General features: G+C 70.7%; 28 protein-coding genes and 1 pseudogene. 13 read left to right on the plus strand and 16 right to left on the minus strand.

Translation table 11 applies throughout. The features are described from left to right. Window positions 1–99: 99 nt before the first annotated feature. A complete protein-coding gene (locus J7E86_RS13580) occupies window positions 100–363 on the plus strand; it encodes a GlsB/YeaQ/YmgE family stress response membrane protein (RefSeq protein WP_215081889.1) in 264 nt (87 codons plus the stop codon). 88 nt (window positions 364–451) lie between these two features. On the opposite strand, the gene J7E86_RS13585 is transcribed toward J7E86_RS13580, so the two are convergent. Then, window positions 452–1147, minus strand: a complete 696-nt coding sequence (locus J7E86_RS13585) for an HAD family acid phosphatase (protein WP_215081919.1) — start codon at window positions 1145–1147, stop codon at window positions 452–454. On the opposite strand from J7E86_RS13585, the gene J7E86_RS13590 reads away from it, so the two are divergent. Next, the gene (locus J7E86_RS13590) at window positions 1137–1316 is read left to right on the plus strand and encodes a hypothetical protein (protein WP_215081890.1); all 180 of its coding nucleotides are present in this window, start codon (window positions 1137–1139) and stop codon (window positions 1314–1316) included. The genes J7E86_RS13585 and J7E86_RS13590 overlap by 11 nt on opposite strands. A gap of 36 nt (window positions 1317–1352) precedes the next feature. Further along, complete coding sequence (locus J7E86_RS13595) at window positions 1353–2231, plus strand: RNA polymerase sigma factor SigF (RefSeq protein ID WP_215081891.1); 879 nt, start codon at window positions 1353–1355, stop codon at window positions 2229–2231. Window positions 2232–2476: 245 nt separating this feature from the next. On the opposite strand, the gene J7E86_RS13600 is transcribed toward J7E86_RS13595, so the two are convergent. The 4 genes from J7E86_RS13600 to J7E86_RS13615 form a co-directional block, all read right to left on the minus strand. After that, on the minus strand, window positions 2477–2869 hold the full coding sequence (locus J7E86_RS13600) for an ATP-binding protein (protein ID WP_215081892.1): 393 nt from the start codon (window positions 2867–2869) through the stop codon (window positions 2477–2479). A gap of 390 nt (window positions 2870–3259) precedes the next feature. Further along, a complete protein-coding gene (locus J7E86_RS13605; protein ID WP_215081893.1) occupies window positions 3260–3937 on the minus strand; it encodes a DUF3592 domain-containing protein in 678 nt (225 codons plus the stop codon). A gap of 65 nt (window positions 3938–4002) precedes the next feature. Next, complete coding sequence (locus J7E86_RS13610; protein ID WP_215081894.1) at window positions 4003–5280, minus strand: cell wall metabolism sensor histidine kinase WalK; 1278 nt, start codon at window positions 5278–5280, stop codon at window positions 4003–4005. Window positions 5281–5372: 92 nt separating this feature from the next. After that, on the minus strand, window positions 5373–6053 hold the full coding sequence (locus J7E86_RS13615; protein WP_215081895.1) for a response regulator transcription factor: 681 nt from the start codon (window positions 6051–6053) through the stop codon (window positions 5373–5375). Window positions 6054–6487: 434 nt separating this feature from the next. Between J7E86_RS13615 and J7E86_RS13620 the strand changes: the two genes are divergently transcribed. Both J7E86_RS13620 and J7E86_RS13625 read left to right on the plus strand, forming a co-directional pair. After that, entirely contained in the window at window positions 6488–6745 is a 258-nt protein-coding gene (locus tag J7E86_RS13620) for a hypothetical protein (RefSeq protein WP_215081896.1), read from the plus strand. 1 nt (window position 6746) lies between these two features. After that, window positions 6747–6893, plus strand: a complete 147-nt coding sequence (locus tag J7E86_RS13625; RefSeq protein WP_215081897.1) for a hypothetical protein — start codon at window positions 6747–6749, stop codon at window positions 6891–6893. A 193-nt stretch (window positions 6894–7086) separates the two neighbouring features. Here J7E86_RS13625 and tnpA read toward each other — a convergent pair. Next, window positions 7087–7505 (minus strand): annotated as a pseudogene (gene tnpA, locus J7E86_RS13630) (IS200/IS605 family transposase). Window positions 7506–7540: 35 nt separating this feature from the next. On the opposite strand from tnpA, the gene J7E86_RS13635 reads away from it, so the two are divergent. Next, window positions 7541–8740: an RNA-guided endonuclease TnpB family protein gene (locus tag J7E86_RS13635; RefSeq protein WP_215081898.1), complete on the plus strand. Its 1200-nt coding sequence runs from the start codon at window positions 7541–7543 to the stop codon at window positions 8738–8740. A gap of 34 nt (window positions 8741–8774) precedes the next feature. Then, window positions 8775–9101, plus strand: a complete 327-nt coding sequence (locus tag J7E86_RS13640; protein WP_215081899.1) for a DUF4288 domain-containing protein — start codon at window positions 8775–8777, stop codon at window positions 9099–9101. A gap of 7 nt (window positions 9102–9108) precedes the next feature. On the opposite strand, the gene J7E86_RS31870 is transcribed toward J7E86_RS13640, so the two are convergent. The 3 genes from J7E86_RS31870 to sodN all read right to left on the minus strand — a co-directional run bounded on the left by J7E86_RS31870 (window position 9109) and on the right by sodN (window position 12088). Further along, window positions 9109–10083 carry a toll/interleukin-1 receptor domain-containing protein gene (locus tag J7E86_RS31870; RefSeq protein ID WP_215081900.1) on the minus strand — a complete coding sequence of 325 codons (975 nt, stop codon included), beginning with the start codon at window positions 10081–10083 and terminating at the stop codon, window positions 9109–9111. Then, entirely contained in the window at window positions 10055–11446 is a 1392-nt protein-coding gene (locus tag J7E86_RS13650) for a VWA domain-containing protein (RefSeq protein WP_215081901.1), read from the minus strand. Before J7E86_RS13650 ends, J7E86_RS31870 begins: the two co-directional genes overlap by 29 nt. A 246-nt stretch (window positions 11447–11692) precedes the next feature. Next, on the minus strand, window positions 11693–12088 hold the full coding sequence (sodN, locus tag J7E86_RS13655; RefSeq protein WP_215081902.1) for a superoxide dismutase, Ni: 396 nt from the start codon (window positions 12086–12088) through the stop codon (window positions 11693–11695). 144 nt (window positions 12089–12232) lie between these two features. Here sodN and sodX point away from each other — a divergent pair, with 144 nt between their 5' ends. Further along, window positions 12233–12700 carry a nickel-type superoxide dismutase maturation protease gene (gene sodX / locus J7E86_RS13660; protein ID WP_215081903.1) on the plus strand — a complete coding sequence of 156 codons (468 nt, stop codon included), beginning with the start codon at window positions 12233–12235 and terminating at the stop codon, window positions 12698–12700. Here sodX and J7E86_RS13665 read toward each other — a convergent pair. Then, window positions 12589–13233, minus strand: a complete 645-nt coding sequence (locus tag J7E86_RS13665) for a CGNR zinc finger domain-containing protein (protein WP_215081904.1) — start codon at window positions 13231–13233, stop codon at window positions 12589–12591. The two genes, sodX and J7E86_RS13665, sit on opposite strands and share 112 nt — an antisense overlap. A 102-nt stretch (window positions 13234–13335) precedes the next feature. On the opposite strand from J7E86_RS13665, the gene J7E86_RS13670 reads away from it, so the two are divergent. Then, window positions 13336–14097 (plus strand): trans-aconitate 2-methyltransferase, encoded by a 762-nt coding sequence (locus J7E86_RS13670; RefSeq protein WP_215081905.1) that lies wholly within the window; start codon window positions 13336–13338, stop codon window positions 14095–14097. Between the two features lie 67 nt (window positions 14098–14164). Here the strand turns inward: J7E86_RS13670 and J7E86_RS13675 are convergent, their stop codons facing one another. From J7E86_RS13675 to J7E86_RS13685, 3 genes are all read right to left on the minus strand, one after another. Beyond that, a complete protein-coding gene (locus tag J7E86_RS13675) occupies window positions 14165–14926 on the minus strand; it encodes an amino acid ABC transporter ATP-binding protein (RefSeq protein WP_285439692.1) in 762 nt (253 codons plus the stop codon). Beyond that, the gene (locus J7E86_RS13680) at window positions 14923–15819 is read right to left on the minus strand and encodes an amino acid ABC transporter permease (RefSeq protein WP_215081921.1); all 897 of its coding nucleotides are present in this window, start codon (window positions 15817–15819) and stop codon (window positions 14923–14925) included. The genes J7E86_RS13675 and J7E86_RS13680 overlap by 4 nt, the downstream gene beginning before the upstream one ends. A 655-nt stretch (window positions 15820–16474) precedes the next feature. Continuing rightward, window positions 16475–17437, minus strand: a complete 963-nt coding sequence (locus J7E86_RS13685) for an ABC transporter substrate-binding protein (protein ID WP_215081906.1) — start codon at window positions 17435–17437, stop codon at window positions 16475–16477. A 483-nt stretch (window positions 17438–17920) separates the two neighbouring features. Here J7E86_RS13685 and J7E86_RS13690 point away from each other — a divergent pair, with 483 nt between their 5' ends. Beyond that, entirely contained in the window at window positions 17921–19132 is a 1212-nt protein-coding gene (locus J7E86_RS13690) for an NADP-dependent malic enzyme (protein WP_215081907.1), read from the plus strand. 48 nt (window positions 19133–19180) lie between these two features. Here J7E86_RS13690 and J7E86_RS13695 read toward each other — a convergent pair whose 3' ends face one another. Then, complete coding sequence (locus tag J7E86_RS13695; RefSeq protein ID WP_215081908.1) at window positions 19181–20506, minus strand: PD40 domain-containing protein; 1326 nt, start codon at window positions 20504–20506, stop codon at window positions 19181–19183. A 343-nt stretch (window positions 20507–20849) separates the two neighbouring features. Between J7E86_RS13695 and J7E86_RS13700 the strand changes: the two genes are divergently transcribed. Further along, a complete protein-coding gene (locus J7E86_RS13700; protein ID WP_215081909.1) occupies window positions 20850–21812 on the plus strand; it encodes a zinc-binding dehydrogenase in 963 nt (320 codons plus the stop codon). Between the two features lie 16 nt (window positions 21813–21828). Beyond that, a complete protein-coding gene (locus tag J7E86_RS13705) occupies window positions 21829–23220 on the plus strand; it encodes a cellulase family glycosylhydrolase (RefSeq protein WP_215081910.1) in 1392 nt (463 codons plus the stop codon). Between the two features lie 34 nt (window positions 23221–23254). Here J7E86_RS13705 and J7E86_RS13710 read toward each other — a convergent pair whose 3' ends face one another. Next, a complete protein-coding gene (locus J7E86_RS13710) occupies window positions 23255–24169 on the minus strand; it encodes a PadR family transcriptional regulator (RefSeq protein WP_215081911.1) in 915 nt (304 codons plus the stop codon). Then, window positions 24169–25002, minus strand: coding sequence for a DUF4097 family beta strand repeat-containing protein (locus tag J7E86_RS13715; RefSeq protein ID WP_215081912.1), 834 nt, complete (start codon window positions 25000–25002; stop codon window positions 24169–24171). The genes J7E86_RS13710 and J7E86_RS13715 overlap by 1 nt, the downstream gene beginning before the upstream one ends. A gap of 164 nt (window positions 25003–25166) precedes the next feature. Between J7E86_RS13715 and J7E86_RS13720 the strand changes: the two genes are divergently transcribed. Next, window positions 25167–25832: hypothetical protein (locus tag J7E86_RS13720; RefSeq protein ID WP_215081913.1), on the plus strand; the 666-nt coding region annotated here is incomplete at its 3' end.

The following is a 25832-nucleotide window of genomic DNA, read 5'->3' on the forward strand; positions in this document are numbered from 1 at the left end:
ACCGGCTGACATGCACCCGCCGCGGGCTGGGCAGATGTAACGACAGGAAACGGCCCGGAAGGACAAGAAGGGGCCTGAAAGGGCTGGAAAGGGGGAGTCGTGGAGATCTCGGGAATTTTCAGCGCGATAGTCATCGGCTTGATCATCGGCGTGCTGGGCCGCCTCGTCGTCCCGGGACGCCAGCACATCGGCGTCCTGTGGACGATCGCGGTGGGCATCGTCGCCGCCCTCGTCGGAGCGGCGATCGCCCACGCGCTCGGAGTGGACGACACCAAGGGGGTCGACTGGATCGAATGGCTGATCCAGATCGGACTGGCGGCGCTGGGCGTGGCCGCCCTCGACCGCGCGAAGTCCCGCCGCTGACCCGTCACCGGACGATTGATGACCGGTCACCGGCCCATCGCTGAGCAGCGCTTCCCTCCCGGTGGCCGCGCGTTCCCGGGCGGTCGGGTCAGGACAGCTTGCCGTCGTAGTCCGGCAGCTTGAAGGTCCGATCGGCGTGGCCACCGGCCAGGTCCGTGGTGTTGTTGCCGATATTGGCGATGATCCGGTAGCCGTTGGCCTCGATCTCCGCCCGTTTGGCGGTCTTGTACGCGCTCACGTCCTGGAAGAGGTCGGGGAGCCGGCGTACGTACAGGCCGCTGACCGGATAGCCGACCCGCCGCAGGTTGTACGAGGTGGCCGGCTCGACCAGGCCGGGCCGGGCGGTCACGAAGAAGATCGCGGCGCCGCGCTCGTGCGCGTAGCGCGTCAGCTCCAGGACCGACTCGATGGCCGGCGTCGGCCAGGCCCAGTGGAAGTCCGTCTCCAGGGAGCTGTTGTCGATGTCGAGGACGATGGCCTGCTTCTCGCCCCGCGCGTTTCCGGTGCGCTCGGTGATGTAGGGCCGGGCGCCATCGATGACGGACTTGACGTCGCGCACCCAGATGGCGTGGTCGACGCCCTTCAGACCGGCCGGCCCGGACGTGTGTCCACTGCTCGCGGCGGAAGCCGTGGGTGTGGAGGGGGCCGCGGTGGCCGTGGTGGCGGTCGCGCCGAGGGCGAGGGCGGCGCCCGCCACCGTCACCGCGGCGCGGCGTACGGCCCGCGACGTGAACGGGGAGGTCGAAGTGCCATGGGTGGCCGAGGAGTTCGAGGTGGAGGACATCGTCATGGATGGCATGCTCACGCCCGTCGGTGACGGCCGGGGAAAGCGGGGATGGCCGGTCGGTGACGCCCGTTCAGCTCTTCCGTTTTCTTCGCCCTTGGCGAAAAAAAAGGAGGAGGCCTTCGCCCTCGGCGAAAAGAGGAGGCATGGCTCCCGGATCGCCGGGTAGGCGGCCGTTCGTCACCAACGGATTGGGGAGGACGACGTGACCACCACGGCATCCAAGGTTGCGACAGAGTATTCGACAGCTGGTTCGCAGCGGTTCGAAGAGTCGGTCGGGGGGCTGCCGTACATCGAGGACGCGACCGCAGTGGCGCCACGCGACGCCCGCGAGCTGTCCAAGCTCTTCTTCGACCGGCTCGGGGAGCTGGAAGAGGGCACCCACGCCTACCAGTACGCCCGCAACACACTGATCGAGATCAATCTGTCGCTCGTGCGGTTCGCCGCGTCGCGCTTCCGCAGCCGGGGCGACCAGATGGAGGACATCATCCAGGTCGGCACGATCGGCCTGATCAAGGCGATCGACCGGTTCGACCTCTCGCGCGAGGTGGAGTTCACGACCTTCGCCGTGCCGTACATCGTCGGTGAGATCAAGCGGCACTTCCGGGACACGAGCTGGTCGGTGCACGTGCCCCGGCGTCTTCAGGAGCTGCGGGTCGAACTGGCCAAGGCCACGAGCGACCTGTCGCAGCGGCTGGACCACTCGCCGACCCCGGCCGAGCTGGCCGAGCACCTCGGCATCAGCCAGGAAGAGGTCGTCGAGGGCATCGTCGCCAGCAACGGCTACACCGCCGGTTCGATCGACGTGCCCGTGGACGAGGGTTCCGACCAGGCCGGCAACAGCTACGCGGACCGGCTCGGCGACATCGACCCCGCGCTGGAGGGCGTGGAGAACCTGCACGCGCTCAAGCCCCTGGTCGCCGAGCTGAACGAACGCGACCGGCAGATCCTGCGGATGCGGTTCGGCGGCGAGATGACCCAGTCGGAGATCGGCGCGGAGCTCGGCATCTCGCAGATGCACGTGTCGCGGCTGCTGAGCCGGATCCTCGCGAAGTTGCGGGCGGGGCTGCTGGCCCAGCGGTGAGGCATGCCGCCGGCCCCGGCCGAAATCCGCACCCCCCGGCCCGGGGGGTGCGGATTTTTGGCCGAGGCCGGCGGCGCTGCGCGGGCGGGATTCCGGCCGTGTGGGCCGGGGCGGCTCGGTCGCGCGGCGGGCTCCCGCTCTCCCGCTGTGGACCGGGCCGGGGGCCGACCGGTTCTTATCTAGCCCGTCCGGCGTTTGAGGACAAGCGGCGAAGCCGCTTTCGGGGCCCGGGGCGGAGCCCCGAATCAGACCCCAGCCGGCAAAGCCGGCACCGGCACTGCCGGCCGCAGCCACGTCGCTCTCACCGTCTTGCCCTGCGGCCCCCGGTCGATCTCCAGGCACGTGGCCAGCCGCTCCACCATGTGCCAGCCCAGCCCGCCGGCCCCGGTCAGGTCCGGGGCGCGCGGTACGGGCGGACACGGGCTGGCGTCGGCGATCTCCACCACCAGCCGGCCCTGGACGGCCCGTACGCACAGCCGCCACCAGCCACCCGTGTGCCGGATGGCATTGGTGACCAGCTCGGAGACGACGAGGACGACCGCGTCGAGATCGGCCCAGGGGCAGTGCGTGGCCAGGAACTCCGCCGTCGCGTGACGTGCGCCGGCGGCGTCCCCGCCCGGGGATTCGATGACGACCATCGTGCGGCTCCTTCTTCGTCCTCGCCCCGCGCATACCCACCGATCAGCAGGTCATGACGAATCCGGACGGATCTGGTCCCGCTGCTTCGGTTGGCTGGTCGCCGAAGGGCTCCCGCAGGGTACGTGTTCCGCCCGCGGGCCGCTTTGCCGCCTGCGGCGGCGGGCGCCCTGCGGGCGCGTCCTCAAGTGCCGGACGGGCTTGATTTCGGCTGAGCTCAGCCGCCCGCTCCCGTCCGGCGGACCATTTCCCCTACCCGCCCCTTCCCGAATGTCCTTCAAGTGCCGGACGGGCTCGATTCGGCCGGGCTCAGCCCCCTACAGCCCGTCCGGCGCTTGAGGACACCGCCGCGCAGCGGTGGTGCGGACGAAACGGCCGCACGTCCGGCCGACTCACGGGCGAGGCGGCTCCGGGAATCCGGAGGGGAATCCCGAGGGGAGCCCCGACGGGAAGTCCTTCGGCGGGCCGGTGGGGAAGTCCTCCGGGAAGCCCGTCGGAAGATCACCGGCGCGGCCCGTCGGGAGCGGGGGCGGCGTCCTGTCGGGGAGCTCGGCGGGCGGCTCCGCCGGTGCCATGCTGGGCACCTCCTTGATCCGTTTCGTCACCTCGTCCTTCGCGGGCCGGAACACGGTCAGGTAGAAGCCGGCGAAGCCCACGCAGGCCGCGACGAAGACGGTCAGGAACGCCAGCAGGATCCCCGTTCCCACCCACGTCCTCGCGTCCCCGGGCGGAATCGCGGTCGCCCGGTCCGGCCTGCCCTCCGGGTAGCGGATGACGATCGCGTCCCCCTCGATCACCGTCGCGGACCCGCCCGCCTCCTCGAACCGCCGCACCTCGCCCTCGGCGGTGGTGAACTCGTAGATGTGGAACAGCGTCGTCGAGGACGACCTGCGCCCCCCTTGCCGGCGGGTGGTGGTCCGCGCGTACAGCCGCATGCACCGGCCCTGGACCTCGATCCCGCTCCGCCAGGCCGCTCTCAGCCGTCGCATCCGTATCACCGCCCACACCATCGCGGCGATTCCCCCGGCCGCCATCAGGCTCGGCAGAGCCAGGATGAAGACGTCGAACATGTGCCCCCCTCGTTACGGACGTGCAGGCCCATATCCAACCGGACCGGCCTGTTGGCCGCGAACCCTTACACGTCGGTGGGAAGCGTGATGGTGAACCGGGCGCCGCGCGGGCTGTCCGTGATCTCCAGCGTCCCGCGGTGGGCGCTCGCGATGTGGTGGGCGATGGCGAGGCCGAGCCCCGTGCCGCCGGTGTCGCGGGTGCGGGCGTCGTCGAGGCGGGTGAAGCGTTCGAAGACCCGTCGCCGGTCGGCCGGGGGAATGCCGGGCCCGTCGTCCTGGACGTGCAGCAGCGCCACCCGGCGGTCCGCGTCGTGGGTGAGGGAGACGGCCACGCACCCGGCGGCGTGGCGTTCGGCGTTGTCGAGGAGGTTGCCCAACAGGCGGGCGAGCAGCGAGTGGTGGCCGTACACCGTGATCCGCTCCTCGGCCGTGACCCGCAGCGACAGGTGATCCGGCGGGCGCCGCCGCCGGATCTCGTCGTGGACCAGGGCGCCGAGCACGACCGGCCGCCGCCCCGGCAGCCCCGCGGACGCGGTGGCGTCCAGCCGGGCGAGCAGCAGCAGGTCCGTGGTCAGGCGCTGCAGGCGCCGGGTGTCGCCCAGGGCCGCCTCCACCACCGCGGCCCAGTCCGCGTCGCCGGGGTGCGCGAGGGCGATCTCCAGCTCGGCGCGCAGTGCGGCGAGCGGGCCGCGCAGTTCGTGCGAGGCGTCGCCGACGAACCGGCGCTGCTGGTCGACCGAGCGCTGTAGGCGGTCCAGGGTGGCGTTCATCGTCCCGGCGAGGCGGGAGATCTCGTCGCGGGTACGGGGCACCGGCACCCGGCGGTCCAGGTGGTGGGCGGTGAGCTCGGCGAACTGGGTGCGGATGGCCTCCACCGGGCGCAGCACCCGCCCGGCCACGAACCACGTGACACCGGCCACCAGCCCGGTCATCAGCACGACGGCACCGGCCAGCAGACGCACGGTGACGTTCAGGCGCTGCTGCTCGTACCGCAGCCGGTTCGACACCACCAGGATCGGCACGTCGGCGCCTGAGCCGCCGATCTCCATCGTCTGGAACACCGGCTTCCGGCTCGCGGGATCCGTCCACGGCCACAGGGACAGCAGCGACTCGGGGACCGGCCGCCGGGTCTGCGGGGTCCAGTTGGGCGCCTCCTGGATGGACCGCAGCGACACCTCCAGCCGCCGGTCCCGGCGGAGCACGTCGGCCATGGCCCGCAGCTGCGCCCGCGGATTCGGACCGGGCTCGCGGCCGGCGGTGAGCAGCGCGCGGCTCGCGTAGTCGCGGCCCTCCTGCACCAGGGAGTTGCGCGCCGCCACCGCCGCCGTGACTGCCCCGACCACGAGGGGGACGAGCGCCGAGAGCGCGACCAGCCAGGTCAGCCGCCCCCGTATGGAGGCCGGCCGCCACGGCCACCGGCACGGCCGGAGCCCTCTCACCGCCCGGAGCCGTCGGCCAGCCGGTAGCCGACGCCGCGGACGGTGTGGATGGTCTGCCGCCCGAACGGTGCGTCGATCTTGCGGCGCAGGGCGCTGACGTGGACCTCGACGATGTTGACGTCCCCCTGGAACGCCTCGTCCCAGACGTGCCGGAGCACCTCGTGCTTGGCGACGACCTCGCCGCCGCGCCGGGCGAGGTACTCCAGGACGGCGAATTCCCGGGCGGTCAGCGGAAGTTCCGTCGTGCCGCGCCGGCAGGACCGCGTGGCGGGGTCGATCCGGAGGTCGCCGATCAGGATCGCCGCGGGCCGCTCGGGGCCGCCGCGCCGCACCAGGGCGCGCAGCCGGGCGACGAGGGCGACGTAGGAGAAGGGCTTGGTGACGTAGTCGTCCGCGCCGGTGTCCAGCCCCTCGGCCTCGTCGTACTCGCCGTCCTTCGCCGTGAGCATCAGCACCGGCGTCCAGACCCCGGCCTCCCGCAGCCGCGCGCAGACGCGGTAGCCGTTGAGGCCGGGCAGCATGATGTCCAGCACGATCACGTCGTACGAACCCTCGGCCGCGAGGTGCAGACCTTCCGGGCCGTCGTGCGCGACCTCGACCGCGAACCCCTCGGCGACCAGTCCGCGGCGCAGGAGTTCCGCGAGCCGCCGGTCGTCCTCCACCACTAATACCCGCATGCGTTCCAGGATGGCCCAGGGGAGCCCCCGGCTGCCTGAAGACCGCTTCAGGAAGGCTCAGGATCCCTTCAGGCGGCCGGTGCCAGCCTGGTTCCCGTGACGCCGGCCGTCACGGCCCGGCGGCTGTTCGGGGGAAGGGCCCGTACGGGGGCGACCGTCCGGGCCCGGCCGCCGGGCCGGTCACCCGGCGCCGCCGCCAAGTCACCCTTGCGAGGCGGTGACTTGGCGTAGCGTGGTCGGTACGCTCTGTGGCTGTCGCTCGGACGTGCTCAATGGCGGGCAGTACCGCATGAGGAAGATCTCCCGCGCCTGCGGAATCGTCGCCGTGAACCTGCGGACCGGAAGCCCGCGCGGGATGCAAGGGCGCGGGGACGTCGTTCGGTGACCGGCTGATTCCCGGCTCCTGTCTGCAGAACGGCGGATACCGGCTGGAGATGCAGTACGACGGGAACCTCGTGCTGTATTCCGGCTCGCGTGCCTGCTGGGCGAGCGGCACCGACGGCACCAACGGCGTCTACGCGGAGTTCTCGGGCGACTGGAAGCCCGATTCCCCGTACATGACGCTGGAGTCACCCGTCGGGCAGCTCCGGAAATGGCGGGGCAAGTACACCGGCCTGCACAAGACCGGTGACGTCAGCCTCAACAACAAGGGCGAAGTCTGGATCGCCTACGGGAAGTTCGTGGGCTGCTGACATGCGCGGACTTCTCCTTCGCGGCGTGCTCGCCGCCGTGCTCGCGGCCGGCGGGGCGATCGCCGCTCCGGCGGCGGCCGCCGTTTCCGCGCCGGCCGGGCACGGCTCCGCCGTGCGCCCCCTCGACGTTCGGGCAGCGCTACGGTGACACCCTCGGCAACCTGAAGGATTGCCGGGAGAGGTCGTGCAACACGGCCTGGAAGCTCTTGAGCGACGACCGGTTCAACGGGATCTTGCAGGGAATCCCGGCCCTTCAGGGCTCGGGAGGAATTGCGTCCTGAGCCGGGTGGCGCGGAGCGCCCCCGCATCGCCTCCGGGATGTCCCCCGACGACAGCCGCGCTCAGTCCGGCCGCTTCTGGTTCTCGATGTACTGCCTGACACTGCCGGCGGGGCCCCGTGCAGGAGGCGGCGAAGTAGGACGGGGACCAGGAGTGCTCGCCCCACAGGTAACGCTTGATGTGGTCGTGGAACTCCTTGCGGAGGTAGTGCGCGGAGTCGCCCTTTGAGGCTACCGGCCAGGGCGGAGAGCTTGACCTGTGACGGGTAGTGGATGAGGAGGTGGACGTGGTCGCGCTCGCCGTTGAACTCACGCAGCTCCACGTTCGCCTTCGCGCAAACCTCCCGCATGCCCTCCTCGCAGCGGCTCAGTACCTCGTCGGTGAAGACGCCGCGCCGGTATTTCGGGACGAAGACAAGATGCGCGTGGAGGGTGTGGACGACGCTACTACCCCTTGCGGATGTCGGGATTTTGGTTCCCATCGTGGTGACACAGACACGACGATAGAGTCGTACTCGTGAAGGTCGTCGTGCAGGTCAAACTCACGCCGCCGCCCGAGGTGGCCACGGCGCTTGGGGCGACCCTGCACGCGGTGAACGGAGCGGCCAACTGGCTGTCCATCCGCGCCCAGGGGCGGGAGGACGACCGGGACCGTACCCGCAAGGCGTTGCAGCCCTTCGCTTACGCGGAGCTGAAGGCGCGTGGGCTCTCGGCCCAACCGGCACTGCATGTGATCCGGAAGGTGGCCGACGCGTATTCGGCCCGCAAGGCGAACCTGAAGGCCGGGAACTATGGCAAGGAGGACTCCGGGCGGTACCAGCGCATAGCGAACACCCCGGTCCGGTTCCGTCCTGATGCCGCGCACTCATACGACGACCGGTGTCTGTCCTGGCAGTACGACCAGCAGACGGTAAGCATCTGGACCACAACCGGGCGCATCCGTGGCGTGCCGTTCCTCTGCTCGCCCGGCGCGTTGAAGACGCTGACCGAGCATCGCAAGGGCGAGACCGATCTCATCCACCGTGACGGTGCCTGGTATCTGATCGCGACCTGCGAGATACCAGCGGCAGACACCAATACGCAGCCGGACGGCTGGATCGGTGTGGATCTCGGCATCGCGAACATCGCCACCACTTCCGACAAGGGCGAGCCGTTCGCCGGGGAGAAGCTGAACAAGTACAGGCGCCGGATGAGCCGTATCCGCGCTGAGCTGCAAGCGCGGGGGACGAAGTCCGCCAAACGCAAACTGAGGAAGCGCGCCCGTCGTGAGGCGCGGCACGCCACGCACGTTAACCACGTCATCTCCAAGCGCATCGTGACCGAGGCTGAACGCACCGGGCGCGGAATCGGTCTGGAAGACCTGACCGGTATTCGCGAACGGGTACGGCTCTGCAAGCCCCAACGGGTCGCGCTGCACTCCTGGGCCTTCGCCCAGCTCGCCGCCTTCGTGAAGTACAAGGCCGAGCGGGCCGGGGTTCCGTTCGTCCAGGTCGATCCCGCCTACACGAGCCAGATGTGCTCGTGGTGCGGGCACACAGAGAAAGCCAACCGTCCCACGCGGGAACTCTTCGCCTGCCGGTCATGCGGCGTCGTTGCGCACGCAGACCACAACGCGGGCCGCAACATCGCGGCCCGCGCCGAACACGTTTGGGCTGCCGCCAACCAGCCCCATGCGGCGGACACCTCTGGTGCTCTAGCTGCAAGCGCAGCCCTTTAGGGCTCGCGTAGTTGACGAAGTAGAACCCGAGGCCATGAGCAAGTACACCGCGGTTCTGCTGTGCGAGACCTCCGCCGACGCCGCGGATCACGTCCCGCTCTTCCAGGAGAGTTTCGTCCTGATCGAGGCGGAGAACGCGGCACGGGCCCGTTGGAAGGCCGCGGCCCACGGGCGGCGGCTGGAGACGGCGTACGAGAACGAACGCGGTGAGCTGATCACCTGGAAGCTGCGGCACGTGGTGGACGTCAACGAGGTTCTCGACGAGAACCTCGTCGACGGCGCCGAACTCTACGCCCGGCACTTCAGGGATTACGCCGCCTACCGGTCCTTCGAGCCGCTGCTCTCGGGAGAGGGACTCTAGGGGCGCTTCAGCGGCTCACCAGGAAGTCGATGAACGCGGCGAACTCCACTTTGTTGAAGGACGAGACCCGCCGAAGGTCACGGAGGAGGATCGGGATGTTCTCCTGATCCGCCGCCACCTGTTCCAGCATCAGCGGAATCACTTTTCTTCTGGAGGCCCCGCTGAACACGGTGTTCAGGATGCCTCCGTACTCCGCCCTCGCCCAGCCGCTCCGGATGAGGTTCCCGCTGACGCAGGGCAGGACGTATCTGCTGGCCTGGAGGCCGTCCTCGATCTTCTTGGTGACGGCGTCGCCATAATCGATCCTGTCCCTGTCCAGCCAATATCTGATCTTGTTGTCCGCGAGCCGTTCGGCGATCCTGTGCACCTCCTCGGCGTCGTCGTGGGAGTGGCAGAGGAAGACGTCGTACTCGAATTCCCCGCCGGCGCGCTCCTGCTGCGGTACGGCGAACGGCATTTCCGTCCTTTCGGCCGTCACGGACTTGATCAGCACGCCCGTGCCGTAGAACTTGACGACCCCCACGCGGCCCGGGAAGGGCAGGTGCGGGCAGTTCGCGTGGAGTTCGTACGTCCGGTCGCCGGCGCGGATCTCTCCCCGCACCTGACCGGAGAAGAATTCCAGCGAGAACCGGTTGTAGCCGCGGCTCAGCTCGACCGGCTCCGCCAGGGCCGCGACCGGTGTCAGGGCGCCTTCGCGGAAGATGCCGATCCGTGCGACGGTGGCGGCGTCGTCCGGGCCCTCCGGCGCGGTGTGGAAGGTGAGGAAGGTCCAGTCCGTGTCGGCCCGGCAGACCAGCCCCGCGCCCGTGCCGTGCGGGCTCGTCAGGCGCACGTCGGCGGCGATCCGGCCGTTGAGCATCGGATCGGTGCGCAGATCGACGGCGTAGGAGGCACCGAACTCACCGATGCCTCCGCCGTGGCCGGCGATCAGGCTGTCGCCCGTCGTCCAGTCGCTACTGGGCGAAGCGTGCCAGGTATTCACGGAGCTTCTCGCGTTTCGATGCCAGTGCGGCACGGTCGTCCGGGAATTTGGCGATCAGCACGTCGGCGAGGCCGATGGCCTCCACCAGCAGCCCGAGCTGGACATCGTCGTCCGAACTGGACGAGCCGTACTGGCCGGCGTTCTTCATTCCCCATTTGTGGACGACGCCCTTGCGCAGCCGCAGCAGGAGAATGCGGACCGCGGGTTCCGCCGGATACGGCTGCACCAGGTCCACGATCGCCGCCGACACCTCGTTCGTCGAACGGTGCCAGGCCAGGTGCCCCATCTCACCGTCGTAGCGGTCACCGTCCGGGCCGTCGGACTCCGCGGACAGCCGCTGCTCGACCGCACGGAACCGGGCGACCTCCGCCGTGAGCATCTTCCGCATTCCGCTGAGGTCGTCGTCGTCCAGGGCCTTGACGGCCCGTTCGTCGGTCGTGGCCGCCTCGAACTGCTCGACCACGCTGCGGACAAGGGGGTGGACCGGCGCCCGGGTCACGTCGGCCAAGGGGGCCAGGGCGACATTCCGCTCGGTGCCGGCGACGCGCCGGCCGCTGTCGTAGAGCGTCGCGCCGAGGGTGAGTTCCCCGGCGTTCATCCGTGTCGGATCGATTTCCAGGCGGACCGCGAAGTTGAAGGTGTCCTGGCCCTTGAGCGGCCGGAGCCGGTAGCGCCGGGAAACCTTGCGCAGGGAATTGAGCTCCCGGCTCATGGTCACGCCGCGCGGCAGGGACAACTCCACCGTCGGGCTGTCCAGGGCGACCGTCAACGCCCCCTGGAACTCCTCCTCGATGATGTTCTCGATCCCGGATTCGTCGATGTACCAGAACTTGCCGCCCGACGCGGTGGCGATCGCCTCCAGCAGGTCTTCCTGGAAGTCGTTGCCGACCCCGATGGTCGAGGTGGTGATGCCTTCGTCCCGCGCGGTGGACGCGACCCCGGCGAGCGTCGTCTTCTTCGTCTCGCCGTCGTTCGCCATGCCGTCCGAGAGCAGGATCAGCCGGCTGTAGTGGTGATCCTCCATATGCGTCTGGAGTTCCAGCAGGCCCTGGTACCAGCCGAGCGAGAGATTGGTCATGCCGCCGGGAGTGATGGCGGCGAGCTGCTCCTCCACCTGGTCCCTCGGCGTCTGCGGATTGATGACCACCTGCGCGTCGTCGTCGAAGACCACCACGGTGAAGAGGTCCTCACCGGTGATGCGCCGGTGGATGTCGCCGCAGCTGCGCTTGACCGTGTCGAGCTTCTTGCCCGTCATGCTGCCGCTGCGGTCGACGACCAGGCAGAGATTCATGGCGTTCGTGGCACGGCCGACGCTCTCCGTCGACCGGCATCTGACCTCGACGATCGCGTCGATTTCCGTCACTTCGTCGTTCCTGGCGACGGGACGTTCTGTCAGGAGTAAGAGCTCGATGGGTGGATCGCCCATTGCATCCCCCGTGATGCGCGATTCGGTGAACCGTCCTGGGCACCCAGAGAACCACACGGCGTCGACGGCGGGGAGACTTCGGCGACAGCCCGATGAGAATATCCGCGGAAGCGGTCAAATGAGCGAATACAGAGCCGGGCGGCCCGTCTCGCGCGAACGCGAGCCGGACCGCCCGGATGAGGATCAAGCCTTCTTGGTCTCCCAGAAGATCCTGTCGATCTGAGCGATGAGCTCCAGCGCCTTCTCGCCCGTCTTCGGGTCGTTCGACGCCTTGGCCGTGCTCAGGGCCTTGAGGGTGTCGTTGACCAGCTGGTGCAGCTCGGGGTACTTCTCGAAGTGCGGGGGCTTGAAGTAGTCGCTCCACAGGACCGAGACGTGGTGCTTGGCCAGCTCCGCGCGCTGCTCCTTGATGATCAGGGCGCGGGTGCGGAAGTCCGGGTCCTCGTTGGCCTGGTACTTCTCCTGGACTGCCTTGACCGACTCGGCCTCGATGCGGGCCTGGGCCGGGTCGTATACGCCGCACGGCAGGTCGCAGTGGGCACTGACCTGCACCTTGGGGGCGAACAGGCGGGAAAGCATAGAGCTGTCCTTCCTCGTGATCGTCTTCTCAGGTGCGAGATTACTCGGTGTGGGAAGGCTTTTCTCGGGTGCCCCGGGGGGCTTAGGACAAAAGACCGGTGTCACGCTGGGACCGGCGGAGGAAACGGACCGGGAGGTGCCGCGGTGCGGGAGCAAGTGGACGAGCGCGGGCAGGAGCAGGACCGCGAGCGTCGAGGGCTGCTGCGGATCGGGCTGGCCGAGGTCTACAACCCGTCGATGGTGCCGACGCTGAACCCCGGCGACCAGCTGGTCGTCCAGTACGGCGCGGCCGTGCGGCCGGGTGATGTGGTGGTGCTGCGGCACCCGTTCCGGCAGGACCTGCTCATCGTCAAGCGGGCGGTCGAGCGGCGCGAGGGCGGCTGGTGGGTGATGGGCGACAACCCGCTGGTGGAGAACGACAGCCGGGAGTTCGGCACCGTGCCCGAAGAGTTCGTGGTGGCCCGCGCCTGGGTCCGGCTGCGCCGGCCGCCGGCCGCGGGTCAGCGGTCGGCGGGGGCGCTGCTCGCGTGGCTGGCGTCGGCGCTCAGGCCGCTGCGGGCGGTGCCGGCGACCTCCGCCTCCCGGCTCTCCAGGCGCTTGCGGGCCCGGTAGGCGGCGACGTTCGCCCGGGTGGCACAGCGGTCGGAGCAGTAGCGGCGCGAGCGGTTGGTCGAGGTGTCGAGGTAGGCGTTGCGGCAGGGTGCGGCCTGGCAGATGCCGAGCCGGTCCACCCCGTACTCCGTCAGATGGACGGCCAGGCCCATGCAGGCGGTCGCGGTGTACGAGGCGCTGGCGTTCGCGGCGTGGTCGGCGATGTGCATGTGCCACTTGGGCCGGCCGTCGTCGTCCCGGAACTCGTGCCCGGAGATCTGCGGGCTGACGGGGAACTCCATCAGCAGCGCGTTGAGCAGGTCCACGGCCCGTACCTCGTCGCCCTCGGCGGCGGCCTCGAAGACCGCGCGCAGCCGGGCCCGTACGGACCTCAGGCGGGTGACGTCGCTGTCGGCCGCGCGCCGGGCGGCCTGCGCGCCGGCGCCGAAGAGCTCGCGCACCGCCTCCACCGAGGTCAGCGCGTCGGTGCCGCGCGCGGGCTCCTCGCTGTTGACCAGCCGCACGGCGTAGTCCGAGTAATAGGCCAGTTCCACTTGTGGTCCTTACGCAGGCGGTCTAGGGTCGGAGGCGTCGATCAGTAATGGTCGGTGTACCACCGAGGGTATTACACCGTATGACCCGATGGAGGGAACGTCATGACGCAGGCCGTCACCGGCCCGGACTGGAGCGCCTGGCAGGAGAGCTGGGACCGCCAGCAGGAGTGGTATCTGCCCGACCGCGAGGAGCGGTTCCGGGTCATGCTCGACATGGTCGAGGCTTGCGTGGGCCCCGAGGCCCGGATCCTGGACCTCGCCTGCGGCACCGGCTCGATATCCGCCCGCCTCCTCGAACGCTTCCCGCGGGCCTCGTCCACCGGCGTCGACCTGGATCCGGCGCTGCTGACCATCGCCCGCGGCACCTTCGCGGGCGACAGCCGGGTGGAGTTCGTGACGGCGGACCTCAAGGACCCGAACTGGACGCGGAAGCTGCCCCACGACAGCTACGACGCGGTGCTGACCGCCACCGCGCTCCACTGGCTGCACTCCGGGCCCCTGCGCACGCTGTACGGGCAGCTCGCCGGGCTGGTCCGTGAGGGCGGTGTCCTCATGAACGCCGACGGGATGCCGGACGAGTCCACGCCCCGTATCAACGCGGCCGAACGGGCCCTGCGCCACGCGCGCATGGACCGGGCCAAGGCCGGGGGCGCCCTCGACTGGAGCGAATGGTGGCAGCTCGCGGCCGCCGACCCGGTGCTCGCCGGGCCGACCGCCGAGCGCTTCGCCATCTATGGGGAGCACGCCGACGGCGACACGCCTTCCGCCGCCTGGCACGCCCGGACGCTGCGCGAGGCCGGCTTCGCGGAGGCGCGGCCGGTGTGGTGCTCGCCCTCGGACGCGATGGTGCTGGCGCTGAAGTAGGCACGCGACGCGCGCGGGGGCGGTACGGATGAACCCGTACCGCCCCCGCGTCGTCATGACCGTCGCCTCACAGCACCTTGGACAGGAACGACTTCGTGCGCTCGTGCTGCGGGTTGGTCAGCACCTCGCGCGGGTGGCCGGACTCGACGACCACGCCGTCGTCCATGAAGACGACGGAGTCGCCGACCTCGCGGGCGAAGCCCATCTCGTGGGTGACGACGACCATCGTCATGCCGTCCTCGGCGAGGCCCCGCATGACGTCGAGGACGTCACCGACCAGCTCCGGGTCGAGCGCCGAGGTGGGCTCGTCGAAGAGCATCAGCTTCGGCTCCATGGCCAGCGCGCGGGCGATCGCCACGCGCTGCTGCTGGCCGCCGGAGAGCTGGGAGGGGTAGTTGCCCGCCTTGTCGGCCAGGCCGACGCGGTCGAGCAGCTTCAGGGCCCGCTCGCGGGCGACCGCCTTGCTCTCGCGCTTCACCTGGACCGGCGCCTCCATGACGTTGGCCAGGGCCGTCATGTGCGGGAAGAGGTTGAAGCGCTGGAACACCATGCCGATGTCCCGCCGCTTCAGGGCCACCTCGCTGTCCTTGAGCTCGTACAGCTTGTCGCCCTTCTGGCGGTAGCCGACCAGCTCGCCGTCGACGGACAGCCGACCCGCGTTGATCTTCTCCAGGTGGTTGATGCACCGCAGGAAGGTGGACTTGCCGGAGCCGGAGGGGCCGATGAGGCAGAACACCTCGCGCGGGGCGACCTCGAGGTCGATGCCCTTGAGGACCTGGACCGCGCCGTAGGACTTGTGGACGCCCTCGGCCTTCACCATCGCGTTCATGCGCTGACACCTCCGGGGGAACGGTGACCGACGGTGGCCAGGTTCGACTTGATCTTCTGCCACGGGGTGAGCGGCAGGGAGCGCAGCGAGCCACGGGCGTAGTGCCGCTCCAGGTAGAACTGACCGGCGCTGAAGACGCTGGTGAGGATGAGGTACCAGGTGGCGGCGAGGAAGAGCATCTCCACCGTGGCGCCTGTGGTCTGGCCGATGTCGGTGGTGGACCGCAGCAGTTCCAGGTACTGGGCGGCGCTCGCGGCCAGCGACGACGTCTTGAGCATGTTGATGAACTCGTTGCCGGTCGGCGGCACGATCACGCGCATCGCCTGCGGCAGCACGATCCGGCGCAGCGTCCGGCCCTGGTTCATGCCCAGCGCGTGCGACGCCTCGGTCTGACCCTCGTCGACCGACTGGATGCCCGCCCGGACGATCTCCGACATGTACGCGGCCTCGTTGAGCCCCAGGCCGAGCAGCGCGGCCATGAACGGCGTCATGAAGTCGCTCATCTCGTCCCGGTAGATCGGGCCGAGGTTGATGTACGGGAAGATCAGCGCGAGGTTGAACCACAGCAGCAGCTGGACGTAGACCGGTGTGCCCCGGAAGAACCAGATGTAGAGCCAGGAGACCGAGGAGGTCACCGGGTTCTTCGACAGCCGCATCACGGCCAGCACGATGCCGAGCAGGAGTCCCAGCGCCATCGCGAGGATCGAGATCAGGACGGTCTTGCCGAGCCCCTTCACGACCGTGGAGTCGAAGAGGTAGTCCGGGATCGCGCCGTAGTGGACGTTCGCGGTGGCGAAGGCGTTCAGCAGCAGACTCAGCAGGGCGAGGACGACGACGGCGGAGACCCAGCGTCCGTAGTGCCGGACGGGGATGGCCTTGAGGGCCTCCGGCACGGTGGCGCTCGCGCCGGCGGTCTTCGACGCGGCCTTGGCCTTGGCCTTGGCCTTGGGGCCGTCGGGGGACGGCTCGGCGTCGGCCTTGTCGGCGGCGCCCTTGCCGTCCTTCTTGGCGAGGTCCGCGGGCTCCGCAGCCTTGCCGGCCTTCTTGGCCTCGGGCTCGGCGTCCGCGGCCTTCTCGGCCTTGGCGTCCTTGTCGCCCTCGCTGTCCTTGGCCTTCTCGGACTCGGCGTCGTCGGCCTCGTCGGCGGCCTTGCCGGCCGCCGGCTTCTTCGCGTCGTCGGCCTTGTCGGCGGAGGGCTTGTCGCCGGCCTTGGCGGCCTCGGCAGCCTTCTCGGGCTCGGCCTCGGCGTCGTTGGCCTTGGCGTCCTTGCCGCTTTCGCCGTCCTTGGCCTTCTCGGAGTCGGACTCGGCAGCCTTGGACTCGGCGTCCTTGGCCTTGCCGTCCTCGGCCTTCGCCGGCTCGGCGTCCTTGGCCTTGCCGTCCTCGGCCTTCGCCGGCTCGGGCTTCGCGTCGCCGGCCTTCGCCGGCTCCGTGGCGGGAGCCTCCGGCTCCTGCCGCTCCGGCTCCGACTTGTCGGGCTCCGGCTTTTCGGGGGAATCAGTCACGGGTTCTGCCTTTCAGCGTGCCGTACGAGGGAAGGGAGAGGGGTCAGGAACCGCCGTTGACCTTGGCTTCCTTGACGGCGCCGGCCTCGACGCCCCAGGTCTTCAGGACCTTCTCGTACGCACCGTTCTTGATGATCGCGTCGAGGGCCGCCTTGAGGGCGTCCCGCAGCTGGGTGTTCTCCTTGGAGACGGCGATGCCGTACGGAGCGGCCTCGACCTGCTCGCCGACTCCCTCGAAGTCATTGCCGCCACCGGAGGTCTTGACCGCGTAGGCGGCGACGGGGAAGTCGCTGGAGACGGCGTCGACGCCACCGGCCTTCAGCCGCGTCTGGGCCTCCAGGTCGGTGTCGAAGGCCTCGATGGAGATCGAGTCCTTGTCCTCCTTCTCGCACTTCTCCGACTCGGCCTTGGCCATGTCGTCGGAGACCGTGCCGCGCTGCACGCCGACCTTCTTGCCGCAAAGGTCGGACCAGGTCGAGATGCCCTTGGTCTCGCCCTTCTTGGTGTAGATCGAGACACCGGCGGTGAAGTAGTCGACGAAGTCGACGCCCTCACCGACCTTCTTCCCGGTCTTGGAGTCCTTGCCCTCCTGGCGGTCCTTGGTGTCCGTCATCGCGGACATGCCCAGGTCGTACCGCTTGGAGCGCAGGCCCGTCAGCAGGCTGTCGAAGGTGCCGTTGTTGAATTCGAAGCGCACCCCCAGCTCCTTGCCCAGGGCGGCGGCGACATCGGGGTCGATGCCGACGGTCTTGCCGCCCTTCTTGAATTCCACCGGCGGATAGGCGATGTCCGAGCCCACCTTGATGACCCCGGAGTCCTGGATCCGCTTGGGCAGCTTGCCGAAGAGCGGCGCCGAGGAGCCCTTGACCCCCTGGTCGGAGGGGCCTGCCTTGTCCCTCATGTCGCCGCAGCCGGTGAGCAGCAGGGCGCCGGCGACCGCGATCGCTCCGACGGCGGCCGTACGACTCCTGGCGGCAGCCGGGCGATGGGTGGTGCTTGCGGTCATTGCTGATTCCTCCTGCGGGTGAGGGGATAGCCGACGGAACTCGCTGCATAAGCGCTGGTCACATTGAGGTCACGGGCACACATCGGCGCGAGCCGCGACCTCGTGTGATTTGGGCATCTTGCCATCTGGACTACACCGTTCGGGGGGCCAGCCATGTCAAAATCGGATAACGGGTGATCCCCGTGCGGTACCAGGCCGGTTCGTACTACCGGACTTGGGCGTTCCTCTTGGGTGAGAGACGTATGTCACGCACCTTCTGTCTCACTCCATGGACTTCCGGCACCAGTTGACACGGTTTTGACGGCTGTGTGCGCGTGCCGTGACCTGCGGCGTCGGATACTCACTCGTCGGCCGTAGCGCTCATTTGATAGAAAGACCAGCTACAACCCCGGACCCGGGGCTCAGGGCGCATGTGCGGTGCGCCCGGCGGTCCGCTACCTCGGGCGGCTACCCTCGACGGCAATTCGACAAAGGGGTCAAATAGTGGCAGCGGAGATTGTGAATCCTCGCAGCGGCAACGGTGCGGACGAGGCTCACGAGGAGCTTTTCGATCCGGCCTTCGCGCTGCACCGGGGCGGCAAGATGGCCATCCAGGCGACCGTGCCCGTGCGGGACAGGGACGATCTTTCCCTCGCCTACACACCGGGCGTCGCCAAGGTGTGCAGCGCCATCGCGGAACAGCCCGAGCTCGTTCACGACTACACCTGGAAGTCCCAGGTCGTCGCGGTCGTGACGGACGGCAGTGCGGTGCTCGGTCTCGGTGACATCGGTCCCGAGGCGTCCCTCCCGGTGATGGAGGGCAAGGCGATCCTGTTCAAGCAGTTCGGCGGGGTCGACGCGGTGCCGATCGCGCTCGACTGCCGGGACGTCGACGACCTCGTCGACACCATCGCCCGTTTCGCCCCCTCCTTCGGCGGCATCAACCTGGAGGACATCTCCGCGCCGCGCTGTTTCGAGGTCGAGCGCAAGCTCCAGGACCGCGTGGACATCCCGGTCTTCCACGACGACCAGCACGGCACGGCCGTCGTCACCCTCGCCGCGCTGCGCAACGCCGCCACGCTCACGGAGCGGCCGCTGGGCCGGCTGCGCGCGGTGATCTCGGGCGCCGGTGCGGCCGGTGTCGCCATCGCCAAGATCCTGGTCGAGGCGGGCATCGGCGACGTCGCCGTTTGCGACCGCAAGGGCATCGTGTCCCGGGACCGCGAGGACCTCAACCCGGTCAAGCGCGACCTGGCGGGGTTCACCAACAAGGCCGGTCTCTCCGGCCCGTTGGAGACGGCGCTGGACGGTGCGGACGTCTTCATCGGCGTCTCCGGCGGTACGGTCCCGGAGGAGGCGGTCGCCAGGATGGCGAAGAACGCCCTGATCTTCGCGATGGCCAATCCCACCCCGGAGATCCACCCCGACGTCGCCCGCAAGTACGCGGCCGTCGTCGCCACCGGGCGCAGCGACTACCCCAACCAGATCAACAACGTCCTGGCCTTCCCGGGCATCTTCGCCGGTGCCCTCCAGGTGCGGGCGTCGCGGATCACCGAGGGCATGAAGCTCGCCGCCGCCGAGGCGCTCGCCGCGGTGGTGGCCGACGAGCTGAGCCCGGAGTGCGTGATCCCCTCGCCGTTCGACGAGCGGGTCGCCCCCGCGGTGACGGCCGCCGTGGCGGCCGCGGCCCGTGCGGAGGGCGTCGCCCGGCGCTGACGCGCGTTCCGGGCCGCGCCCCCGCTCCCGGGGGCGCGGCCCGGCCGGTCAGCCGGTGCGGCGCACGAACACGTCCGTGACGCCGTTGGTGTCGCCCGGCACCAGGTTGGCGGCCGCGCTGTCGAAGACCGCGGTGCGGCCCCTGACGTCGATGCCCACGCCGTACGTCGTGCCGTCGGCCTGGGTGCCGCCGGTGGCGACGCTGAGGCGTTCCACGGTGCCGGTGCGCAGATCGCGTACGAACGCGTCGCCGACGCCGTTGGTGTCCCCGGGCACCAGGTTCGTGGCGTCGGAGGTGAAGAACACCCGCCGGTTGTCGGCGCTCATGACCGCGCCGCTGTGCGAGCCGCCGTTCGCCTGGGAGCCGTCGGCCGCGAGGCTCAGGCGCCGGGTGACGCCGGTGCGGAGGTCCTTGGCGAAGGCGTCCGCCTTCCCGTTGGTGTCGCCCTCCACGACGCCGGCCGAGGTCGAGGAATACAGGGCGAACCGCCCGTCGGGGCTGAGCCCGATGGGCCCGTCGGCGGCCGCCGGTCCGCCATCGAGCCGCTTGCCCGCCAGTTCCGTACGGCCCGTGCGCAGGTCGTGGGCGTAGAAGCTGCGGGCCCTCGGGCGCTGGAGCGAGGCCGTGGCCCCGGGCTCCAAGTCGGAGATGCTCTTGAAGCCCACCCGGCTGCCGTCCGCGCTGATCACCGGGCCGACGGAGAAGCCGTCCGCCTGGCCGCCGGCGCTCGTGACGCTGACCCGCCGGACGCTGTTGTCGTGGCGGTCGACGACGAAGACGTCGGTCTGCCCGTTGGTGTCGCCGGGTACCAGGTCGGCGCGGGCGGAGGAGAAGGCGACGTAGCGGCCGTCGGCGCTGATGGACGGGGACGAGGTGGAGGAGCCCTGGGTCGCGGCGGGCGGCAGGAGGGCCTCGGTGCGGCCCGTACGGCGGTCCCGGACGTAGACGTCGAGCGTGGTGCCGGTGGGGCGGCCCGGCACCAGATTGGTCGCCTCGGAGTCGAAGACGACGTACCGCCCGTCACCGCTCACCGACGCCGAGTACGACGGGCCGTCGGCCTGGGTGCCGTCGGTGGCGACGCTGATCAGCTCCGTCGTCCCGGCGGCCAGGTCCCTGGCGTAGAGATTGCGGCCCGCGGTGGTGCCCGGCACCAGGGTGGTGGACGAGGACTCGAAGACGGCCACGCGGCCGTCGGCGCTGATCTGCGAACCGCTCGTCTCGGCGTCGGCCTGGGCGCCGCCGGTGGCGACGCTCACCCGCTCGACGCCTGGTGCGCGCTCCTTCGCGGCGGCCGGAGCGGCGGTCGCGGGCGGCAGGGCCGCGACGCAGCCGCCCAGTAATGCCGCCGCGGCGGCCCGTCTGATACGTGACATGACAAACACTCTCCTGAGTAGGGTGCGGCTGTAGTGGTGCGGACCTTTGGACGGTGTCCGGCGGATCTTCGGCTGCGGGCCGGCTTTGCCGCCTGCGGCGGCGGGCGCCCTGCGGGCGCGTCCTCAATCTCCCCCAGCTACCGCTGGGAGGTGCCCCCAGACGGGCTGGATTTGGGCTGGGCTCAGCGCTTTTCAGTTACGGGCAAAGCGAAGCCAATCCCGCCCTCCGGGCGCGGTCAATGAGGACGGACGGCCTCCGCGCCGGTCCGGCCGGAAAGCGACGCGGCGCGTGTCACATCGCGCTGTGGTTCCGTCGCGCGGCCCCCGGGTCTAGGTTCGGATCATGTTCGCCGCCTACGCCGCTCGCATCGACCGTGACCAGCCGCTCGACGGCCTCGAGTTGGGGGAGCGCCCCGAACCCGACGCGCCTCCGGGCTGGACGGTCGTCAACGTCAAGGCGGCGTCCATCAACCATCACGACCTGTGGTCGCTGCGCGGTGTCGGGCTCGGCGCGGAGGCGCTCCCGATGATCCTCGGGTGCGACGCCGCCGGTCTCGACGAGGACGGCAACGACGTCGTCGTGCACTCCGTCATCGGGCAGACCGGTCACGGCGTGGGGCCGCGCGAGCCGCGGTCCATCCTCACCGAGCGCTACCAGGGCACCTTCGCCGAACGGGTCGCCGTCCCGGCCTGGAACGTGCTGCCCAAGCCGAAGGAGCTCTCCTTCGAGGAGGCCGCCTGTCTGCCGACCGCCTGGCTGACGGCGTACCGGATGCTGTTCACCAACGCGGACGTACGACCCGGCCAGAGCATTCTCGTCCAGGGAGCCGGCGGCGGGGTCGCCACGGCGGCGATCGCGCTGGGCGCCGCGGCCGGGCTGCGGGTCTTCGCGACCAGCCGGGACGAGGCCAAGCGCAAGCGGGCCGTCGAGCTGGGCGCGCAGGGCGCCTACGAGCCGGGGGCGCGGCTGCCGCACCGGGTCGACGCCGTCATCGAGACGGTGGGCGCGGCCACCTGGTCGCACTCGGTCAAGTCGCTCAAGCCCGGCGGCACGCTCGTCATCTCCGGCGCGACCAGCGGACCGAACCCGGCGTCCGCCGAGCTCAACCGCATCTTCTTCCTGGAGCTCAAGGTCGTCGGCTCGACCATGGGCACCAAGGAGGAACTGGCCGATCTGCTGTCCTTCTGCGCGGCGACGGGCGTCCGGCCGGTGATCGACAGCGTCCTGCCCCTTGACCGGGCACGGGACGGACTGGAGAAGATGGCCGGCGGCGACCTGTTCGGGAAGGTGGTCCTGACCGTCTGACGGAAAGGAGCGGCCCATGCGCAGGCCGGTCGCGGTGCTGCTGCTGGCGCTCGCGCTGCTGGTGCCGGGCACCGCCCGGGCCCGTACGGACGCGATCCCGCCGCTGACCGACGAGCGCGGGCGGGTGCTCGCGCTGCGCGGCTGGAACGTCGAGGACAAGACGCACCGCGGCGCGGACGCGCTCTCCGCCATCACCGAACGGCACTTCCGTGACCTGGCGGCGAACGGCTTCGGCTTCGCGCGGCTGCTGGTCTTCTGGGACGACCTGGAGCCGCGCCCGGGCCGGTACAGCGAGCGCTACCTGCGGAAGATCGAGCGGATCCTGGACTGGGCGCACGCCCACCGCGTCCGCGTGGTGATCGACGCCCACCAGGACGTCTACGGGCCCGCGTTCGGCGGCCACCGGGGCATCCCCGAATGGGCCACGCGCACGGACGGCCTGCCGTACACCCCGCACCCCGACGACTGGTTCGCCGAGTACTACGAACCCGCCGTCCAGGCGGCGTTCGAGCACCTCTACCAGGACGCGGACCTGCGGCGCGCCCAGGCGAGGATGTGGCAGGTCCTCGCGGGCCGCTTCGCCCGTCACCCGGCCGTGTTCGGCTACGACCTCATCAACGAACCGATGGGCCGGCTGCGGCCCGGCGAGACGCTGCCGGACGCGGCACGGCGCATCGAGCGGGAGCAGCTGACCCCGATGTACGACCGCCTCGCGGAGGCGGTGCGCCGGGTGGACCGCCGGCACTGGCTCTTCGTGGAGCCGACGCCGATCGTCGGCGAGGGCCTGCCGACCGCGCTCGGGCGCGTGGCCGACCCGAAGGTCGTGTACGCGCCGCACTTCTACAACGCCGCGATGGAGGCCGGGAAGGACTACGACCCCGCCGCCGGCTGGCTCGCGGCGTACGAGGCCGCGGTGACGCGCTACCCGCGCGAGCGGGGCGTCCCCGTGGTGGTCGGCGAGTGGGGCCCGCCGGACGGTTCCCTGCCGAACATGGGCCGCTTCTACGAGGACGCGCTCGCGTCACTGTCGCGGTACGCGGCCGGCTGGGCGGGCTACACATGGTGCTACGGCGGTGGATACTGCGCCCTGGACGAGGCGGGCCGCTTCCGGCCCAACAAGGAGCGGACGGCGCGTCCGTACGGTGCGGCGGTGGCCGGCCGGATCCTCACCGACCGCTACGAGGCCGGCTCGGGCACGTACACCCTGACGTACGAGCCGAGGGGCCCGCACCCGAGCGAACTCTCCCTCCCGCCGGACCCGCGCGGCCGGCACATCCGCGTGACGGGCCCGGCCCGCACGGAGACGACGTGGGTGCCTCCGGGGACGGGCGCGCGACCGCGGGTGTGGGCATCGAGGGGTGCCGGAACCGTGACGGTCACGGTGACGCGGGGCGCGGGGGCCGGCTGACCCGGCCGGCGGATGCCCCCGACCGGGCGCCCCGTCACCCCTTCGGCGGCCTCAGTACAGCCTGGATGCGGGCCGCCGCATCCGCCAAGTGGTGGCGGGACGCGTCCAATTGCTCCTGTGTCACCCCGTGGTCGCGGGCCGCGTCGCGGATGTCGTCGCGGAAGCGGTCCAGGAGGCGGTCCAGGTCGCGGGCCGGGTCCTTGGAGGCAGGAGCGGAGGGAGCCCACTCGGGCTCGGGTGGCTGTTCCTTCGGGCGGCCGGGCAGGTTGCCCAGTTCGCGGGTCAGCGCGGTGAAGCCCTCGACGATGCCCGACTGCCAGTCGCCCTGCCGGGCGTTCCGTCGCACCTGGTCCTGCACGCGCTCCGAGACGCGCAGCACCTCCTCCCAGGCGTTCTCCTGCGCCTCCTTGGCCGCCCGCCGCGCGGCCTGCGCGTCCTGGCGGGCGCGGCGGCTCTCCTCCTTGGCCCGGCGCGCCTGTTCCTTCCACTGCTCCTTGGCGCGCCTGAACTCCTCCTTCGCGCCCTCGAAGGCGACCGAACCCTCCGGCGGGGGAGCCCCCGCCGACGCCCGCCGCGTGGCCTCCCGCATCTCGCGCCGCAGGTCGCCCGCCGCACCGCGGACGTCCTCGCGGATGTCCGCGGCGAGCGCGGCGACGGATTCGCGGATGTCCAGTTCCAGCTCGGCCAGTTCGCCCTGGCGGTCGGCGAGTTCGGCCCGGCCGGCTCCGGTGAGGGAGTAGACCTTGCGGCCGCCCTCCGTGGCGTGCGTGACGAGGCCCTCGGCCTCCAGCTTGGCCAGCCGGGGGTAGACCGTGCCGGCGGACGGTGCGTACAGCCCCTGGAAGCGCTCCTCCAGCAGCCGGATGATCTCGTAGCCGTGGCGCGGCGCCTCGTCGAGGAGCTTGAGCAGGTACAGCCGCAGCCGGCCGTGCGCGAAGACGGGGGGCATCAGAGAACCTCTCCCTCGGTCTCCGGGCGGTGCAACAGCGCGACCGCCCCGGAGACGGTGGTGACCTTGAGTGTGCCGCCCCCGGCGCCGAGCCGGCCCGTGACCCGCCTGCCGCCGAGCATGCCGTCGACGCGCAGTTCCTCGAACGCGCAGGAGACCAGACCGATGGCGGTGGTCGCGTCCACCGCCAGGTTGGCGCGGCGCGGCAGCCGGAGGGCGATGTCGCCGGAGACGGCGCCGAGGGTGAGCTCGGGGGCCTTCGCGGCGGCGGAGAGGTCGACGACGATGTTGCCGCTCACGGAGTCGGCCCTGACGGTGTCGCCCGCGGCCTCGATGAGGGTGAGGTCGCCGGAGACGGAGTTGAAGCGCAGGGCGCCGCCGAGGCCCTGGGTCTCCGTCCGCCCGGAGACGGTCTCGGCCCGGACGTCACCGGTCAGCCCGACGAGGGTGGTGTCGCCGGCGACGCCCCGGACGACCGTACGGCCCGCGATGCCGGAGACCACGGCGCTCGCGTCGACCGAGCCGACCTCGACGCGGGTGGAGACCGGCACGGTCAGCGTGACGGTGACGGTGCGGTTCCACTTCTTGCGGGCGGCCCACTTCAGGAAGTTCTTCCAGGGCAGGTCCTCGTACGTGACGGTGAGTGTGCCCGCCTCGTGGGTGACGATCAGCGGCGGTCCGTCGATCTCCGAGACCTCCAGGGCGGCGGGCCCGGAGTCGGTGCCCACGATGTTGACGACACCGCTGACGATCTGCACGGCGAGAGCCGTGACCGGCTCCTCGAAGGTGAACTTCCGCGGCGCGGACAGTGACCACTCCGACTGCACCGGCATGCCGGGCCTCCCTGAAGGTACGAGCTGGATATGCGGGCTGGGTGTGAGCTGAGGACACGGGTCGAACGTCCGGCCGCAGACGCAACCTATCGCGTCTTACGGTGAACACGATATATCTCGTTCTGGTGAAGTCAAGAGGCCGCCGATTGGCATAGCGTTGACGCATGTCCGCTACTGATCACCGTCGCGCGGCCGGCGTCCTGCTGCTCTGCCGGGCCGAGCCCGACCGCGTACGTCCCTCCGCGCAGCTCCTGAACGAACCGCTGCTCCTGGTCCCGGCCGGGCAGGGGTGGAGCGCGCTGATCCCCGGAGAGGACTCCTGGCGCTCCGAGGGCACGCACCTCTCCGAGGCGACGGCCGGCTGGGCGCACGCCCTCGCCGTGGCCGAGCCCTGGCCCGTCGTCGGGCTGTGGTGGGACGCGGGCGGCGCCGGCTTCGTGGTGGCGGCGGGCTTCCGCCGTACGGTCAGCTACGCGTGGCTCGCCGACGGCACCCCCGCCGGCGACGAGGCGGCCATGGGCGCCCTGCGCTCCCGGCTAGGCCTCGACCCCGTCCTCGACGGCGCCGCGCTCGACGAACTCATCCGCCCGGACTCCGACGCCGGTGCCGCCGCCCGGATCGTCGGTCTCATCGCGGTGCTCGGCCGCACCGGACTGACCCTGCCGCCGGGCCTGGCGCCCGGCGTGGGCGCCGCCCGGCTGCGGGCGGCCGCCGGGGTGCTCCCCTCGGCCGAGGCCGTCGACTGGCCGGGCTGGCGCGAGGCCGTACGGTCCGGGCTGGACGCGGCGGAGCGCGGCGCGCTCGGCGCGTGGACCCGCGGCCCCCGGGCC

This window comes from Streptomyces sp. ISL-11, from assembly GCF_018614525.1.
Lineage (GTDB): Bacteria > Actinomycetota > Actinomycetes > Streptomycetales > Streptomycetaceae > Streptomyces.

Bases quoted from the DNA above. Each gene is read 5' to 3' on its own strand.
- J7E86_RS13625 (WP_215081897.1), top strand. From the start codon at position 6,747: ATGCGCGGACTTCTCCTTCGCGGCGTGCTCGCCGCCGTGCTCGCGGCC.
- J7E86_RS13710 (WP_215081911.1), bottom strand. From the start codon at position 24,169: ATGCCCCCCGTCTTCGCGCACGGCCGGCTGCGGCTGTACCTGCTCAAG.
- J7E86_RS13605 (WP_215081893.1), bottom strand. From the start codon at position 3,937: ATGTTCGACGTCTTCATCCTGGCTCTGCCGAGCCTGATGGCGGCCGGG.
- J7E86_RS13640 (WP_215081899.1), top strand. From the start codon at position 8,775: ATGAGCAAGTACACCGCGGTTCTGCTGTGCGAGACCTCCGCCGACGCC.
- J7E86_RS13585 (WP_215081919.1), bottom strand. From the start codon at position 1,147: ATGTCCTCCACCTCGAACTCCTCGGCCACCCATGGCACTTCGACCTCC.
- J7E86_RS13615 (WP_215081895.1), bottom strand. From the start codon at position 6,053: ATGCGGGTATTAGTGGTGGAGGACGACCGGCGGCTCGCGGAACTCCTG.
- J7E86_RS13670 (WP_215081905.1), top strand. From the start codon at position 13,336: ATGACGCAGGCCGTCACCGGCCCGGACTGGAGCGCCTGGCAGGAGAGC.
- sodN (WP_215081902.1), bottom strand. From the start codon at position 12,088: ATGCTTTCCCGCCTGTTCGCCCCCAAGGTGCAGGTCAGTGCCCACTGC.
- J7E86_RS13675 (WP_285439692.1), bottom strand. From the start codon at position 14,926: ATGAACGCGATGGTGAAGGCCGAGGGCGTCCACAAGTCCTACGGCGCG.
- J7E86_RS13715 (WP_215081912.1), bottom strand. From the start codon at position 25,002: ATGCCGGTGCAGTCGGAGTGGTCACTGTCCGCGCCGCGGAAGTTCACC.
- J7E86_RS13700 (WP_215081909.1), top strand. From the start codon at position 20,850: ATGTTCGCCGCCTACGCCGCTCGCATCGACCGTGACCAGCCGCTCGAC.
- J7E86_RS13620 (WP_215081896.1), top strand. From the start codon at position 6,488: ATGCAGTACGACGGGAACCTCGTGCTGTATTCCGGCTCGCGTGCCTGC.
- J7E86_RS13685 (WP_215081906.1), bottom strand. From the start codon at position 17,437: ATGACCGCAAGCACCACCCATCGCCCGGCTGCCGCCAGGAGTCGTACG.
- J7E86_RS13600 (WP_215081892.1), bottom strand. From the start codon at position 2,869: ATGGTCGTCATCGAATCCCCGGGCGGGGACGCCGCCGGCGCACGTCAC.
- J7E86_RS13705 (WP_215081910.1), top strand. From the start codon at position 21,829: ATGCGCAGGCCGGTCGCGGTGCTGCTGCTGGCGCTCGCGCTGCTGGTG.
- J7E86_RS13695 (WP_215081908.1), bottom strand. From the start codon at position 20,506: ATGTCACGTATCAGACGGGCCGCCGCGGCGGCATTACTGGGCGGCTGC.